The organism is Flagellimonas aurea (assembly GCF_017313785.1).
Classification (GTDB): domain Bacteria; phylum Bacteroidota; class Bacteroidia; order Flavobacteriales; family Flavobacteriaceae; genus Flagellimonas; species Flagellimonas aurea.
The window spans coordinates 76,860-94,974 of sequence record NZ_JAFLNL010000012.1; the positions used below are offsets into that span (position 1 = coordinate 76,860).

The 18,115-nt window shown below is 43.4% G+C and carries 6 protein-coding genes; all 6 read right to left on the reverse strand.

What is annotated here, in order from left to right:
* Nucleotides 1–187: 187 nt before the first annotated feature.
* The 6 genes from J0656_RS17325 to J0656_RS17350 all read right to left on the reverse strand — a co-directional run bounded on the left by J0656_RS17325 (nucleotide 188) and on the right by J0656_RS17350 (nucleotide 18,111).
* Nucleotides 188–607, reverse strand: coding sequence for a hypothetical protein (locus J0656_RS17325; protein ID WP_207036206.1), 420 nt, complete (start codon nucleotides 605–607; stop codon nucleotides 188–190).
* On the reverse strand, nucleotides 594–1,244 hold the full coding sequence (locus J0656_RS17330; RefSeq protein ID WP_207036208.1) for a hypothetical protein: 651 nt from the start codon (nucleotides 1,242–1,244) through the stop codon (nucleotides 594–596). Before J0656_RS17330 ends, J0656_RS17325 begins: the two co-directional genes overlap by 14 nt.
* 161 nt (nucleotides 1,245–1,405) lie before the next feature.
* Entirely contained in the window at nucleotides 1,406–1,912 is a 507-nt protein-coding gene (locus tag J0656_RS17335) for an ankyrin repeat domain-containing protein (RefSeq protein WP_207036210.1), read from the reverse strand.
* 10 nt (nucleotides 1,913–1,922) lie between these two features.
* Entirely contained in the window at nucleotides 1,923–12,701 is a 10,779-nt protein-coding gene (locus tag J0656_RS17340; protein WP_207036212.1) for a GH-E family nuclease, read from the reverse strand.
* A 13-nt stretch (nucleotides 12,702–12,714) separates the two neighbouring features.
* Nucleotides 12,715–13,116 (reverse strand): hypothetical protein, encoded by a 402-nt coding sequence (locus tag J0656_RS17345; protein WP_207036214.1) that lies wholly within the window; start codon nucleotides 13,114–13,116, stop codon nucleotides 12,715–12,717.
* A gap of 12 nt (nucleotides 13,117–13,128) precedes the next feature.
* Nucleotides 13,129–18,111 (reverse strand): hypothetical protein, encoded by a 4,983-nt coding sequence (locus tag J0656_RS17350; protein ID WP_207036216.1) that lies wholly within the window; start codon nucleotides 18,109–18,111, stop codon nucleotides 13,129–13,131.
* Nucleotides 18,112–18,115 lie beyond the last annotated feature (4 nt).

Here is an 18,115-nt window from a genome sequence, read left to right on the forward strand (position 1 = left end):
CTAGTCTTCTAAATGAAAGTTCTAATTGGGCTGTGGCAAACCAAAGGTATAGTAATTGTTATAGGCAATCACATCCGCAGTCAGTTCATCCATATCGGTACAAAGTTTTTACTGTCCCTACTACTAATCTTATACTTCCTAAGTTTGAATACATTTTTACTTTTAAGGCACAAGAAAAATCCTTGAGTTAGCGAGGAAATTTATATGCCTTTATCTTCATGCTGTCAGACTCCAAATCAACACCCAATAATCCACGCTTTTTGTTGTGAAAAAAATTCATTCTATACAAACCATTAAATCTATGATTCTTAGTTTCTATCCTTAAATATTGAACATTGTCTATTGTTTCAATTCCCCAAATTCCAGTTGTTCTCTCAAATTCAATAGTTTTTGGAATTGTCAATACTGGAAATTTTTCATCTTCAAAAAAAAGAACATTCAAAGACAGGGAATCATTATAAGGTTTTTGATTATAGTATATTTCGTTTATCTCCCACGTTCCTTTTATCTTATCAAAGTAATAATCCTTACTACTCTTACATCCAACCATTAAAAGTATTGGAAAGATTAAATGCAAGAATAACAGTTGTTTTTTATTCTTCCTCATTTACACCTTTACTTTTAAGCGATTTAGATTGGATGTTGTCCTTTTTCACTTCCAATACTTCTCTAGTTTTATCGTCAGCCATTGTTTTCAATTGCTCTCTGTTAGGAATCTCAGGTTTCTTTGCTATCTCATTATAGATTTTCATGCCCATTTCATATAAGTCCTCATAGTCTTCAACTTTTTCTCCGTAAAGAATCGTATTTGCAATCAAGGACAAACTAAAATCATTTCGTGCATATTGTGGGATATATTTATCTCCAGAATTCAAAGTCTCTGTAATAGCTGGTACTACAAATTTTAAATAGACTTTCTCATGCTCTTCGGAAAGTTTGTAGTCCTGTTTTACCTCATAGTCTACCCATTTGCTCAAACCCCAATTAATGGTCTCCACAGCAGTAATAGCTACATGTCCTTTCGCATTTCTTAACCCACCCCCTACTAATCTAGGGTTATATCTATTATCGTAAGTTCCATTGTTTTTAAAGTATCTGAACACTTCGGGTTTTGAGCCTTTCAAAAACTCCATTGTATCATCTTGCTCTAATAAACTCATGTATTCAACTTCCGAATAACCATAGTCAATAGTATTCAATGCTGGATATTTAAGCGACCCATACTTATCTCTAAACAAACTCATGGTAGATGGATTTGAGTTCTTTAGGTTAAGCCTAGCTGTACCCCAAGAAATAAACACTCTACTCTCTTTATAATCCAAATATTCCGCACCTTCCAATTCAAAACCATCACTTAACTATAGACCAAGTTCAGTCCACTTTTAGTTGAAGATTTACAGTCACATCACAACAAATCATCATTTTTCGAACGCAACATCTTTAAAATACTTTCGTCATATTCTGCATTTTCTGCAAAAATTAATGGACTTCTACCCGCATTATTCAAATGATTTGGGTTTGCTCCCTGACCTAAAAGTGCTTGAATCATAGTCAATCTTTTATTACCATATCCATCATCATTAAATACCGCGGCCCATAACGGTTGGTTCCCATAATTGTCCTGAATATCAATATCCACACCTTTTTCAAGACATTTAATTAAGACTTCTTCATCATAAAAAACAGCTAGATGATGTAGAATAGTTTGCCCTTTATTGTCTTGGTGGTTTAAATCTATTCCTCTACCAATTAAATAAAGGGCCAGCATCTTTAATCCCCTAAAAAGAGATACCATCAGTAAATTATAACCCTCATCGTCCTTAGCATTGATATTGACCCCCTCCTTTTCAATCAAATCGATTACTTCGCCCTCTTCATTCTGTTCGGCAAAGTCAAACAATAAATTTTCCATATTTTTATAATTATCTATAGTCTTCTTTCTGAATATCATTTTTACCACTTCTATTTGATGAGGGTGCCTCGGGCCTATAGTTTTTGGGGTCGTTGTATCTTTCTAGCACCTGTTCCCAAGATATATCTCCATCTATGTACTGCTGCCTTAACTTGTCCCATTTTTCTTGTGGTAAATGCCCCATGTCCCATTGGCCGTTTCTAGATTTTGATTTGTCCCACATCAACAATTCTCCAGTATTTGGATCGTATACTTTGCCATTAGGTTTCCCTTTTTGGGCATTCTTCCAAACTTCATCTACCACTCCTTTTCTAAAAGACGGTCTGTTTCTTGATTTATATATCCTTTCAATGGCCTGTCCAAGATTGTTGGCATCCACTGCTGAATAACTCGCTATTGGTAAACGCGAAAAACTCAGCGTATTGCTTTTAATTGATTTAAAAGCTTTGGACTTTGCCAAAAGCCTTAGCTCTAAAAGACCCAAGCCAGCATCCAATGCTGCCCACCCATATTCTTCATTATGGATATTGTTTGTCAAGGAGGCAGCCGTTCCGAGCGGGCTGAACTCAAAGGTCAGCCACAACGGATTGCTTAACCTCTGATACTCCCTGTATGACTCTAAACTTGCTATTTTACTTTCCCTAGCCGATTTTGCCTCTATGAGTCGTTGAGCATGTGATACAGCTTCCAGAACATCCGATTCTTTTTTATAAAAACCATATTGGCCTAAATCCGGCCTACCATCATTTAAGTTTTTGTAAACATACGGAACAATTTCAATAGTTGTTTTACCAACCTTTTTCGCCATATCATCCCAGTAATAATATTCTTCCAGCCCATCCAAATCAATTGCTTGTATAGGAGTATTCCCTGCAAACTGATAAGGAGTATACCAAGGGTAAGATTTGAACAATGGGTCTTGGGATAAAAACCTACCGCCCCTTGAATCATACACTCTAAAGCCATAATCGTAGTGATGACCTTGTCCCTTTAACTCATCATCCTTTTCCTTACCGTTAAACCCATAACGGTATTCTTGGGAGTCAAAATTCCGATTAGGCTGTTGCATCCCGAAGGGATAGTAATTGTTGTAAGCTATCACATCCGCACTCAACGCATCGGTTGCTGTATCCAAGTTTTTCCTATCACCTACCACTACACGAACATTGCCCAAATGGTCTTTCAGTTCATATTGCTTTTCTCCCACATTACGGTACACCACTCCCTGTGCGGCCGGTGGTGTCACCCCATTGACCACAAAAGATTGGTAGGGCTGGTAGCCCGTGGTCCCGTTACTGGATGTAGGTAGGTTGTTCAAGTTTACTACATTGGTGGCAGCCAAGTTGTACTCCGACCCGCTGTCCGTTCCTTCCATAAAGGTATAGAACTTATGGTTCCCATTGGCACGCAGGTCCCCTATCTGGGTGCCCACCACTTCGCCATTAGAGGCACGCACCACCATTTTGGCCTGCTCCCCATTGGATTCCTGCACATGCTGGGTATAGTAGATTTCCTCTCCCGTATGCAATAGCGAACCCTTGCCGATGTTTCCGTCAATGGCCACTTGCTGCACGCTGCCCTCCATGGGCAACCAATTTTCATTGAACTGCCATGTGCGCACCTCGGCCTGCGCCATTTCCGTCCACTGCGTTGGCAGTCCCGTATAGTTGTACATACTTAGGGCACTGCCATCAAGGGCCACTTGCAGTTCGCCATTGCCCAATGTATCATAGCTGTCAAAGGCGGTCAAAACGGCTCCTTCCTCTGTAATGGTTCCCGTTGCGTCCAAGGCAAAACGTACCAGGGTCGCCTGTGGCGGAGTGGTCACGTTCCCACTGCCGTCCAGCACGGCATCCGTGTGCATCGTGGCAAAGACATAGGCCTGTTGTTCCTTGCGGTCCTCCACCACGGCCATATGGCGGCCATAGTTGCTAAAGCTCCTTGCGGAAACCGCGGTTACCTCCAGATTTCCGGAGGCCGTGCTCAAGGTCGCCGTGTTCAGGTCTCCGGAAGTGTCCCTATAGAACAAGTAATAGGTATCGTTACGGCCCGGGTGTTTTACCACCACACTTTTAGCACCGTAGTCCACAGGGTCGGCAGTATCGGCATTGATCAAACCAAGTCCAGGTATTAGTTCCCCATTGGCACCATAGATCAACATGACACCCTGATCTGTAGTATTGCTGAAGTAACCACTGGATACCACACCGTATCCCAAGGATCCTCCCTGGGCATCCTCAATCACAAAGATATTATTGGCCGTGGACACCGGGGTGCTGTTGCCGCCCTGTATCAAATTAGCATTGTACGTCAGTTCCACGAACTCCCCATCCACCATTGCTGTTGCCAGATTGGTTCCAGGAACTATAACTGTGTTGTCTTCATCATCTGTTAGTTCTTCGTCAACGTTCTGTGCTATAAGAACATTCTCAAGGGCCACACTGTTGATGCTCTCGACAAATTCCATGATTACCGAATCATAATCGGCATCATCGGTAAAATCATATACTGAACTATAAACCTCAGCTACATGCACATCCTGTCCGATACGGTCACTACCATACATGGGACGCTCTATAATGCTATATACCGCCCGATAGCTCGTATCTTCGGCATCCCCTGGGAATACTTTGACATCCTCCCGCTTATAGATCCCCATGACATTCCCCTGAGCATCCAAGCTATAATACGTGGTTTCCATCGCTTCGGGGTCATTGATCTGCGGTCCGCTGCCGGCGACATAGGGCAAACGGTTCACCTGCTTGACGATACGGTTCCCCATCCCATCATACGTAAACTTCATATGAACTTTTTGTGTCGCAGGATTGCCCGTATCATCGGGAATGATTTCAGAAACCTTGCCCGAGGTATTCCAGACATAGGACAAGCCCTCACTTTCGTCCCTAATCAACTGGCCAATGGCATCATAGAGGTAATTTCCACTGTTCTGGTCAGGAAGATCGTTGATCTCCGTGCTTATCTGACCGACACCATCATCCACATAGGTCAACTTGTTGGACTTGTTCGGGTCGGTAAGGTCATAATGATAGAGCAGGTCATCCATCAACTGGCCATCATCCTTATACCGTTGTAGGGTCTGTAAGTTTCCATTGCCATCATATGTATAGGCTGTTCTAAAACTATTGGCTTGGCCATTGATATCCTCAAAGGTCTGGTTCCCTTCATTGAAGGCCTTGGTGGTCGCTTCCTTGATACGGTTGAGTTGATCATACTGGTAGGCATTGCCCACTAAATAACTGCTCACCGCTTTGTCCCTGGCCTCTCCAGCCGTCTGGGACACCCAAGTACTTATGTTTCCATTGTACAGGTCCTGGGGAATGGCATTGATCTGGTTTTCCAGCACAAATGGGTTGTTGGCCGTCAATCGGGTATCAAACACTCCATCCCGGGCAAAATCACCGCTGTAATAGCCCAAGGCCATCCCAAACTCATCTTTTGCATGCGTATCCGCAGGGTCCCCAACCGTATTGGGCCCATCTGGATTATAGGCACTTTGTGCAAGATCTGGCGTATTGATGCCCTTCAGCCATCCATGAATCGTATAGGTAAAGTCGAGTCCTTGGATTCGGTCCTCACCCAACTCGGTACGTGCCAAGGGGCCATGGAGGTAATAATCGTAACGGGCATCCTCGTCCCATAGATGGCCGTCCTTAGAGGTCCTTACCGATATGATTCGGTTATCCTCATCATAGGAGTATTGGTGATGGTACTCGTCCACTTTGCCCAAGTTGAACACCACTTCGTTCACATTTCCAGAGATCAGATCATAGGAATAGGCCACGGTGGTCTGTCCAACGCCGGGAAGATGTTGAACAATCCACTCAACGTTGCCATGGGGATCATAGCTATAATAGGTATGGCTTTCTTGTCCATTTTTGTCCAGATTATAAATCTGGCTCACCCTGTTTCTTAGGAAACGCTGTTCCTCTCCGCGATAGGCAATCTCTGCCTTTTCGTTGAAAGTGGTCCGTATATATTCCATCTTTTCTTCTAAAAGAATGGAACTGGCCACGCTTTCATCCGCCTGTCCATTGGCCAAGAAATCATCGGGAAAAGTTTTGCCTGCTAATTGGGCCTCTCCAGCTTCCACGATACGGCCAAGTTCATCATATATACTGTAGGAGAACACATTCCCACTGGATTGACGGTCATTTTGGGAATACAGCAATTGCCCTATATCGTTGTACAGGAACCTTGTTTCTCCACCATCCGGGGTACTTTGTCGACCCAATTGGGAAATACTGTTGTAATCATACCCAGTTACATGGGTATGGTTGGTGGGAATCCTATCGATTTCGCCACTTCCATTGGTGGCCAAGTTAACTCCTTCGGGGGGTACGGTTCGTACCAAGTTACCCGCCCTATCATAATAATACAGGGTATAATGATAAACATCGCTGGAATTGGTATACGCCAAGCTTACGGTATCCTGCAGCTGTTCCACATCCTTTAGCAGATTGGCAACACTGGCCATGGACACTTCTTGGGCCTCCTGTATACAACGTTCCACCATGGCAGCCAAGGCCTGTCTGAAATTGGACGGCCCAATGGGATCGATTTCAAAGGTCCTCGGGTCGGCGTTTTCATTTTCCTGTATCACTTGGGAACTCCAAGATAGATTGATATTGTATTGACGTGCCACATCGGGCTGTGTTACCGTAGTTACCAAACTTTCAACGGTACACCCATTGGCATCGGTCACTGTGACCTTGTAATCGCCAGGGGTAATCCCGGGATAAGTGGAAACCCCTCCATCGGGCACCGACTCTTGATAAACAAAAGATTCGTTGGTCACAGGATTATCCTCAAAATCCGTTGTAGTCAAGATTTCGTACCACCTAAAGGTATATGGTGCCACACCAGAGGAATACCCTATGGCCGATGTACCGGAGGCACTACCGGCAATAGCCTCACAAGCGGTTTGGACATCTTCTATGAATGGAGTTTCCAGCGGAGCGGGGTCCACAATGGAAAAAGTCAATGGAATCGCGTTGGGGCAACCATTGGCATCGGTCACCACCACTTCATAATCACCAGCACCAAGTCCCGTGGCATGATAGCCATTGGAAATGATATCTCCACTACCCTGTTGTTTCCACTCATAGGTAAAGCTTCCAGAACCTCCATTGATTATAACCTCGGCACTTCCGGATGCTCCGCCGGCACAAAGTGGATCTTTGGTTTCCAATGAAGCCACAAAGTTGGCCCTTGAAGTTATATTAAAAGTAATAATCTCCTCACAAAGGCTGATATCATCAGGGTAACCCGTTACTCCTGAAGGCCTTACCGTTACTTTATAATTACCGACACCAAGGCCATTGAAAGCGATTTCATCAGTAATGCCCGCAAAGCTCTGTGGGGTGCCCACATAATCCCCGTTCTCATCCACAGTTCCAAAAAGCACTTCATAATCTGGTACCGAGAAACCGGAACAGAAAGGAACATTATCATCAATGCCCACAACAATATCACGTGTTTCGTTTGCAAAACAGAGTTGATAATATGAAGGATCGTTGTTATCATTGACAACATTCGCTGTTACCGAATAGGATTCGATCATAAAGGGACGTGTGTAGACACAACCGTTGGCCGCTGTAATTTCCAAGGTATACGACGTATTGTCCATCACATTGGTCAACGTATGGGATTGGAAATCAGCAAAAGTACCCGTAAAATCAAGCACGGAAAGTCCGGTTTGATTGTCCACTACGGCGCCATTATATGTGGTACCATTGATGGCACTATGAGCATCCATGGAATCAAAATTCATACTGACATCACCAGACCCAGAATCACAGGGCAGTATGGAGGTACAAAAATTGATAATAGGATTATCTATCAAAGGTACATTCAGGGTCTCCTCAAAGGTACAGCCATAATTATCCCTGAACGTTATGGAAAATGGCCCAAGCGGCAAGTTTTGGACCGTGAGCACCTCTCCGCTATCGACGGTTTGACCAATGGTCACCAAGCCTGGGTGGGAAGTACTTATAATCTCAAAGGGTTGTTGTTCGGTATACCCTGTTCCGGTCTCTCCGTTGACAATGACCTGCACCTTACCATCAGCCTCTCCTGTACAGGTCACACCTTCCACGAGGCTCATGGCAATCGTCGCACCCGGGTACACTTCCGCCATATAAGACACCGTGGTAGTACAGGCAGGATTATTATTCCCTATGGGGGATACGTTTACTTCCAGGTTTGTCGAACTGGACAGACGGAAGGTAAATTGGTTTTCGTTCTGGGATTCTGGGGTTGTATTCCAATTGAAATCAAACCCTGAATAATCGGAAACTCCTTCCAATTCCACTGTGAGTACTATGGGTGCGTCTTCACAAACCGGAGTACTAACTACTGGATTTATGGTTGCCTCAGGTAAAGTGATCTGGCCTGCGTTATCAATATCTTGGGCTGTAGTAACCTGAAGATTACAAGCCTGTTGATCATCCACGCATACGGCCTGTCCACTTTGCAGCACATCCACAACATAATCAAACGAAATCTCATTAAAATCGGTAAGGGTCGTGAAAATACTGAAGGATTGGGTTTTATTCGTATTGATATCGTCAACCGACCAGATAAGGACATTTCCGCTTTGTACAGGTTCCGGTGTGCCACCAACAGTACCACCATAACTGACACCTGCCGGTAAAGTTAATCTGACCTCTTGGTCATCCAAGGTGTTGGAGTCATTATTATCAAGTGTAATATCCACTTGGTTCTGCGTATTGCAAACCAAAAAATCACTGGCCGCAACATCAACGGTCATATCAGGAAGCACCACCCCATTGATGGGGAACAAACGATTAAAGAATAAATTGACCTCGTCATTGCAATTGGTAACCCCATTAAGGTCAAAACGTACTGGAATTCCAGGGTCCATGGTACAATCACTGACCAAATCAATAGAAAAAGTTATTTCATTCTTTCCTGGCAAACGGGAACCTGGAATGGTATTGTCCCCCGCTTCGATGCCCGCTACCCCAGCGGTTACCAAAAGATCAGTGACCAATTCCGACACCTTGATCTTAAAGTTATTGGAACTAGGGGTGTTGTCCTCGATAAAGTTGGCCACGTTGACCAAACCAGTTTGACCATCATATGCATATTGAATATTGGCAATATCCTCTTGTGAAATTCCAGGGGGAAGCGTTACCGTGAGCTCCGTGTCATATACATTGGCATATCTTGAACTCAACACCTTCACCTCATAGGTCAGGGCATCACAAAGATCAACATTATCATCCAAACGATTTACTTCCCAAGTCAACCCTCCGGTTTTGTAACGCAAAGTCAGTTCTTGCTCATCCAATCGATATTGGCAGGAAAGAACTCCTGGGTTTTTTAAGGAACCGATAGAAGCGAGTTCTGTTTGATCGAGGCCTTCAAGAGGATAGTCCCCACAACTCCAACTAGAAAGCAAATCAATATTCTGAACGGCATCATTTTGACAGTCAACATAGGTCACCTTTGGGAAAACTGTAACACAATTGGACCGGGAAATGGTCCCTACTTTCACCAACATGCCCCGGGCAGAATCCGCATCCATTCCTCCATAATAAACAACTTCAAGATCATTCCCTGACTCATCTGTGGCACCCACCAGTCGTGTTCTAGTGTCATCACTTTTAAGTTCCAGGGCTATCCAAGATCCAGACATACTGCTTCCTATGGAGCTAGTTGCCTCATTGCAGAATAAAACAGGCCAGCTTACGAATCTTTCATAGCCCTCTTGAGTAGCATTGGGAGAAATATCAAAGGAGGGGTCTACATAAAATCTTCTTCCCGAGGTGTTTTCAATAATTTGTGGATTAGGTCCTTCCAAGGGGTCGATAAAAGAAAGTGAAAAACGCTCTCCAATGGAAGATCCGTTAGCAGGTATTTCATAGTTTTCATCACATACTGGTTCAAATGCCATCCGGGTCACACGGTAAAGATCATAATTTGTTTCACCATAATCGGGAGCGATATGGTTATCAAAGGTAAAATCCACTCCCACAGTTCCTGGATCGTTTTCTAATGTTGGCGTCCTATCCGAATCACTTACAATCTGTTGAGAACTAGACTCATAGATAGTAAATGGAAAACCATCTTTGATTTGATAATTTTCAGGTGGTTGCACTGTCAATTTATCATAAATTAATAAAGGTCTGTATTCATTGGGAAAATCGTCTACACCTCCAACTGGTGCGCCAATAATAAAATAGCCAGTGTTCAATGTAAGGTCGCAAGTCAAATCAAAAACAAAATCCTGTGGCTCCAACTGTGGTATCAATAAAGAGAAATCAGTGCCCTTTGAATTGGCACACCCTAAATCCCCATTGGATTTTTGACCATAGAACTTGCCTCGAAAAACACTCAATTTATGTTTCCCTCTTGACAATCCAGTCTCGGATTTTGAAACAAATTGTAGCTCTAAATCGGACACCGTAATTGGTTGTTCCGTAGCATTTGATACCGACACACCGGATATGGTGTATGTATAAGTAACCCGTTCTCCAGAATAAGAGATTTGTGGATTAGATAAAATGTAATTATTTCCACCAATCGACAAAGTTCCATCCGTTTGATGAACCAGTAGCCCCGATTCGTCTGAATTGGGTTTGTTATATGCAAACTCAAAAAATAATGTTGTATAGGTTCCCGGATTGGTTTGATTGGCCAAAAGAGTCCCTTCTGAACTTATCAAGACGTTGTCTAAAGGATAGGAGACATCCAATGCCACACCGAGGTCATTCTTTGTAGTTCTTGTTGCCGTTTGCAATTGGTTGTTGGTATAATACTTAACTTCATTTGCGTCTGGAACTGGATCTACATAACCAAAGGTATTACGATCCACATTGAACGAGTCAGTCACAAAATCACAAGTTCCTCCACCTGACGAGCATCCATCATAACTTGTAAAAATAGAACTAGTCACGCTGGCAAACGCAATAGGTTCCAAGGTGTCATAATTCCCGCAAGCATCCAAATACATGTTCCAGACCACATTATCAATTTCAGGTGCGGCATTACCTGGACAATTAACCGATACATCCAGCTCATAATACCCCGAATAATTTCCACCAAAAACCCTATATATATCCCCTATTTGTGTTACGGTTAATGGTACTGAAAGGTTTTGAGACCACCTAGCCCCACTTATCACATATCCATCAGGTAAATGAAAATCAGAATAGTACTCTCCGAACAACAATGCACTATTGTCAGGACTAATACTCGGTGAGTAGCCGTCTACATTAAACTTGAATATGGTAGTTTGGTTTGTGGAAAGCTCCTCTGGAATTTCGGCTGTTGGTGAATTTCTCAAGGAAAATGAATATCGCAAATCATCCGTGTTATTGGAATAATTAAGAGGTGAGCAATTATTATTGCTATAGTATATCCTTTGGCTTGTCAGTGATTTAAAGGTAACATCGAAGTTATTGGGATCCCATACAAAATTTGTTATAATTTGGATGTTCAATATGTTCCCTACCGGCAGATCATCATAAAATCCATCTTTGTCCACATCTTCAAAGCCAACTCCGGATCCATCTGGATCGGTAGTCAACAATGGACTATCTTCCACATTTGCTCGATAACTTGTTGGCGAAGGATCTGCATCCGGAAAAATCACGCCGTTTATGCTGTAACTGCTTGCAAGACCCTGTGTTTCCCTATATATTATATTGTAAGCTGTATCGGAATCCGGGATTGCAGAACCTGTCCCATCATTAATCATATTGAATTCGTAAATCCCTTGATCTCCACAAAGTGTCCCTGAATCAATTGTCTCTCCAGAAGGAGTTGAGCCATAAGAAAATCTTAAACTAGGTCTACCTGCTATAAAGGAGACATAGGCAATGGACCTATTCTCTTGATCGCCATCATTACAAACGGAACCATTGCACCCCCAATTAGCCGTATAATTGGTTTCTAAAGCCGATTGACATGTCCCTGGGAACAACGACACTTTGTCGGTAAATACCATGACCTCATTTTGACCAAAAAACTGATCGTTATTACCGATTAGGGAAAAATCATCGAAAATATAAATATACCTATTGAAATTTGGATCAATTGGAGAAATCATAGTGGAAGAAGGGGTAACAACTTGAGTTCCTGACGAAGTTTCAACAGACAATTCATTATGTACAATTCTATTATCCAAATCCAAATAAAAGGTATACTCGGAAAGGTTTCCCAAACCGGAGTTTCTGACCTCTACTTCTCTTGTTAATACCGTTCCATCAATATCTTTTTCCAAAACACCTGTAAATTGATTAACATCGTTGTCCGCAACCTTAACTTCTAACTCCGCAAAACGTACATTATAAGATTCTGAATTACCTGAAAAATTGATTCCTGGCCCATTATCAAGACTATACGATATGGTATTTTGATTACTGATATCAAATCCCGTTGCATCCCCAATAGTTCCTTGAAAGGCAGTAAGCAAGGAACATTCACCAGTAATTTCGTATGTAAAATTCACCATGGAATTCCCAGAAATATCGGGAATGGTAAAAATCGGGACATTGGAAGTTCCAGTATTGGTATATTGCGAACTGAGCACACTTATTCCGGTGGGCAAGTCGGATGTAAAAGTTACTCCGGTCGCAGTTTGCGAAGAAGAGTTCGTAATGGTCACCGTCAAGGTCTCCGAAGTTCCACATAAGTTCAATGAAGCCGTCGCATTGGTCTCGACCAAAAGGTTGGTGTCTGATTGCGCTTGGGCGTAGCAGGAAACAAAGAACAGAGCAATAAGTAGGTTAAGATTTCGCATTGTAATTTTTTTTTTAGAATTCAATGACCGGTTGGGAAGTGGACACAAGAAGGTTAAAATCCTTGTCAAGAAGTCTAACCTCAATCGTATGCTCCTTGAGCATTCCAAAATCATTTGTGAAGGTCAACACCATATTTTCTGGCGAAACAACCTTTTCATCGTTACCTTTGGCCAAGTAAAAGTTGCCATCCTTCTTTTGGTTCAGTGACGCGGTTTCCATCAGTAGTTCATTGCCCTGCTCCAAAAAATGAACTTCAATGAACTGTACATTGGACGTATCGAACAGTTGCAGTTGCATTTCGTAATCCTCAGATCTGGATTTCTTTATTTGAAAATCAAACATATTGTTTTGCTGTCCATACGAAACACCAACAAAAGCAATTACTGTAATTAGAGTAACTATATTTTTTTTCATGGGTTATATCGTTTAATTATTATTCACCTCTACATTTACCCCCACTTCCGGTGAATTGACCGGGTCGTTCAGAGCGGGGTCGTTAGGAGAGGCCGGTGTTGTATTTGTTTTTATATATTGGTCTCGTTCTACAAAGGTGTCCCCTGGACCGGCCGGATTGCCATTCGACACATAAGGGCTTGGCGCAACTGCAAAATTTTGCACCACCCAGATTCCATCATCGTCAAGCACATAGACCGGTTCATTGGGCAGTCCATTGGAATCATAGGTCAAGTTTTCATTATAGATTCCATTGGAGTCACATTTACTGGGCACATCCAAAACGATGTCCCATTCCATGGCCTGTATCCACCTCGAGTATTCCGCATAGGTCAAAGAGCGGCGTACGTCCCATATCGAAGGATCCGAACCATAATCGTATTTCTCCAAGGAGCCCGTAGCCGATATATTCTGGACAAGGACAGCTTCGCCAGTATCCACGACATCAGCATTATTTGTATCGATTATCCTCAAGGTTTGGTTTTCCCTATTCGAAAACCCTGTCACAATGGGGCCACTGACCCCAAAATCGATGTAGGTCGTATTAAAGTCATTACTGGCCTCAGGGCTCCCTCCATATTCCAGAGGTGATTTGGTGGGCATACGGCAAGGCTCGTCCGAACAAGCATAGGAACTGATCGAACACTGTGATTTACATTGGGCCACAATCTGGTCCACCATAAGTTCAATATCCTCGTAGGGAATAATATTGTCATTGGGTTCGATCTTACATTCCCCGATTTCATAGCATCGATCGGTAAAAGACTTTATCAACTCTTCGCGAAACTCATCCCTGCGCTGGTCGCAATTGGAACTGCATTCCTCCATCATGGCATAGGCATCATTCTCTATGATACTCACTCCAGTGGACTGGGTATTGCCATTGATATCATTTAATTCAACAGTTCCCAAGGACTGTAACTGTTCAAAAGTCCTATTCGAAACATAGGTATCTATCAAGCTTCTCGACAAATAAGGCAAATCCACGAATGCATCCAAAGGAATATCGGGGTCCAGATATTGTAGTTCAAAATCACCTGAATTACTCTCATCCTCTTCTAATAAAATACCGAAATCGGGATTGATGACATATTCCGTGGCCTCATAGTAATTCTCACAGTTGATGACCACCCCATCAGGTTCAATGGTCTCTTCATAGTTTTTGATCATTTCATAAAAACTGAAGCGTTGGTCACAGCTCCAACTGTTGCGGTCATAGGGACAAGTGATATAACCAATACCACAAAAATTACAGGGTACCGGATCTTGCAAGGTCCCCCCACAGCAGGGTACTTCGTTTCCGTTTTGGTCAAAACAGATGTTCGGGTCTCGATAGCAGGTTTGCACTTCCAGGCTTGGAAAGGTCCCATCCACGTAGGTATAATATTTAAAGGCATACACAGGATCTTGGATATTGGGAAAAATATCCCTGAGTATCCCGGTTATTTCATTGTTGGGATCGGTCGTGGGGTCTTCATAATCCGTACTTTGAGTGGCGGGATCTAAGGTGAAGTACTGCCAATTTCCGCCATCCGAACCATTCAACAATCTTGATTCCAGGTATTCCCCATTACCTTCCGATGTGTCAAAATCCGCAATAAACTCAGTAAAATTATTGGAAGGGTCATCCGGGTCCAGAATGTCCGCAAATACATAACCCGTGCAGTCCAAAAAGGTCTTGACCAGGTTGCCGTTTAATTTGTTCACCTCATCTGCTATGTCATCCGTGGTACTGGCGTTCTTTTTACGTAATTTTCGCTTAATCTTTCCTCTTGATATCCACCGTATGATCCAGCTTTTGATACCGTCAACGGCTTCATCCACGGCACCATCATCTTGGATATCCACATTATCGGCCACATTGCTACTCTGATCAATGTCCGCGGTGTAGGGGTTCACACATATCTTGTTCACCAACTCAATGACCAAAGGTTCCCAACATCTGGCCAACTGATCGATGGAATATTGTGCTCCATTGATTCGGACAGGAGCCTCAGGAATATCACAGGTATTGTACTTTCCAATATTTGGATCGGGCGTACCCCCAGTATAGGGGGGAACCGTATTGGGGTCCGACCCATCAAACCGGTTAGCACATCCATTGGCACCATAGTCATCCGTTGCCATATGATAGACCATCTGGTTCAACAGTCCCGGCCGATGCCATCCCCGCATGGCGTCATATATAGCGTCTGCTGCCATTTCCCTAGTATAGTTGGTATCCGTGGATGCCTTGCACTCATAGAGCATGGATATGGCATAGCCTTCAAAATCCAACGGGTATGCATTACTGTTCACTATGGTAATATTGCCATTGCCGTTATCTTGATAGGTAAAGTTTGATGCGGTATCCGTTAAAAATTCATTGTTGGGGTTAATCGCATTTGCTGTGGTATTATAATAATTGGTCGAACCGTTCAATTGGCTCACCGTAGTATTGTCACTAATGTAGGCCTCCAATGCCTCGGGGGATGGCTTTTGGAAAGGAGGAGTATATACAATAGGGACATTAAATTCACAACAGGGCGTGGTAAATCGGACTTCCACTGGTTTAATATCCCCTAAACCTGTGATTTGTCCATAGTCAATGGGCACCAGGTCGTTACCATCAAAATAGATGATTTGGACGCTGTACAGTTCCGGGCTTTGGGCATAAAAATCCAGAAACTCATCGGGAGCTTCAGGGTCCCCGACATCCTTTCTTTTGAATTGATACCCAATAGTGGAACAATCCGTACAATCAAAATTCAAAACATCATTTGTATCCAGGCTTGCCAACAGATTTTGATTATAAAGTAGCTGTCCATAAAAGAAAAGGTCGTTGTAGAGGTATTGCATTTCCTCTTCACAGTCCACCTCATCCAAGGCATTGATCAGCCATTCAAAATAAGGTTCGATAAGTCTTCTGGTATTTTCTTGATTGGCCACCAATTTGGCGGTAATGTCATCCACGGGACTCAAGGTCTTTTGGATATAGTATGTTCCCGCATTCAGACTGACTTGGCCAAAATCCACTACGATTTGGCTATCTTCGGGAGCTATGGACAGGTCTACAATACTCTCTTCCAGAAATTCATGAACAACGGTTCCATTCTCCACGTTGAATACCTGGATATGCAACTTGTAGTCCACCTCGAGCTCCAGATTGTTACAGAGTCCCTCCAAAACCGGTTTGGCTATAGTGTACCCGATGTTGAGTTCGGTACCATCCTCAAGAATAGTAATCCTTTTGGAAGCTTTGAAACCACTTTCCGTTACTGTATTATTGGTAATCCTATCTGTGACACCTTCTACTGCAGGACCTGTATTGATTTTATCCAAAACAGCATCATCCTCGCTAAAGGTCAGTCCCGTGGCAATGGTATTCCCTTCCTTTGTGATATAGGCTACCGATTTGGTATTGTTCGGATCTATGGTAATGACCTTTGCCACCTGCTCTGAATCTGGGGCCTCATCCCCAAAAAGCGCAATAAGCTCTTCCTCTGTAGGGGTACCGTACAAGGTTCTTACCGTCCGGCCCTGACCCGTTGATTGACCTCCCAGCATATGGGTTTTGCCCACTCCCGATTGCTCCACGACACGATCCGTGCCATCATTACTGAAAATAACACGTGTATAGGGGTATCCTTCTGCATTGGGGATACGCTTATCCACATTCATACTTGAATAGTAGCCAAAGGCTCCTGTTGCGTCAATGGTGGAGGGCTGTGAATAATTGGAAACTTCATCAAAATGCTTCGCCTTATATAATTCCCCATTGGTCGTCACAAAATTATTCTTGTAACTGGTGATGCGCTCTCCCTGTACGGGTACGGGCAAGGTGGTCAATGTAGGTCTTCCCGATTTGTCCAATATGGTCTGGGAAATGATTTTATAATTCTTTGATGGAAAATATCGTTGTGTCTGCTTTATCTGATTCAAGGTAGTGGCATAAGTGGCCTGCTCACTGACCTTGCTTACCTCGGTAAAGACCCGACTGTATTGATAATTGGTACCGTCATCGGGATCCTCAAAAAAGAAGGCTTCCACATTGCCTGTGGGATCTTCGAACTCATGGATCCCGGTACCATAGATAGACGAATTCCATGGACCCCAATTTTGATCGTTTCCGATACCATTGTCAAAATAGGTGCCAATGGGACGTACACGCCAAATGTAGAATCCCTGCCCTTCTCCGATGGTCATGGTCAATTCCGTGTCCGAGCCATAAGTTTGAAAACTAAGGGCTTTCTCCCAATTAACGTTGGCACCAATATGACGTTCATCCAATGCAAGGTTCCCATCGATGTTGAACAGACGCAATAATTGAAATTCATAACTGGGAGCAGCACAGCTATCCGCCCAATCAAAGGTAACTGTCTTTCCTCCCACGGATGGTGTTGCAGAAATCAGGTTCACTGAATGTCCAGAGACTTCGATACCGTGAGTCAGCTCATAGTAAAGACCGATACCCAAGTTGGTTGGTAGATCGATTGTGCCCATGGTATCAGATGCCGAGTTGATGGTGGCGGTAATACCCGTTATCGATTCGGTATTATACGAAAGTCCTGTGGCCGTGTCCGCAGCATCAATGTACTGTTCCAGATCAAGATAAACCAATCCCTCAGGGTTCTGATTATTAAGCGCTACATCAAAATTAATGGTGGGGTCGGCACCTCCCGAGGTAAGCAAGGTCAAATCCAGGTTGACTTCAATATCAAACAATATGCCTGCTGTCCCTCCCCCATAACCGTACTGCTCACCCAAATCCAATTTGACCCAAGTTTTTCCCTGTTTAACAAGAAAGTCCGAACAGGGGGTTGGAAAGGTCAAACTGCCCGTTGTACTATTCCCCATAGAGGGTACGGCAATGGCAGCGTGATCGGAGATGACGCCCAATTCCTGCCCCCTGAGTTGGGTAATACAAAAAAGGCAACTCAAGGCCATAAGTTTGGTTATAAAATTTCGTATCCTCATGTTG

What these genes read in the sequence shown, in the direction of transcription:
- J0656_RS17325 (WP_207036206.1), bottom strand. Translation starts at nt 607, where the DNA reads ATGAGGAAGAATAAAAAACAACTGTTATTCTTGCATTTAATCTTTCCA.
- J0656_RS17330 (WP_207036208.1), bottom strand. Translation starts at nt 1,244, where the DNA reads ATGAGTTTGTTTAGAGATAAGTATGGGTCGCTTAAATATCCAGCATTG.
- J0656_RS17335 (WP_207036210.1), bottom strand. Translation starts at nt 1,912, where the DNA reads ATGGAAAATTTATTGTTTGACTTTGCCGAACAGAATGAAGAGGGCGAA.
- J0656_RS17340 (WP_207036212.1), bottom strand. Translation starts at nt 12,701, where the DNA reads ATGCGAAATCTTAACCTACTTATTGCTCTGTTCTTTGTTTCCTGCTAC.
- J0656_RS17345 (WP_207036214.1), bottom strand. Translation starts at nt 13,116, where the DNA reads ATGAAAAAAAATATAGTTACTCTAATTACAGTAATTGCTTTTGTTGGT.
- J0656_RS17350 (WP_207036216.1), bottom strand. Translation starts at nt 18,111, where the DNA reads ATGAGGATACGAAATTTTATAACCAAACTTATGGCCTTGAGTTGCCTT.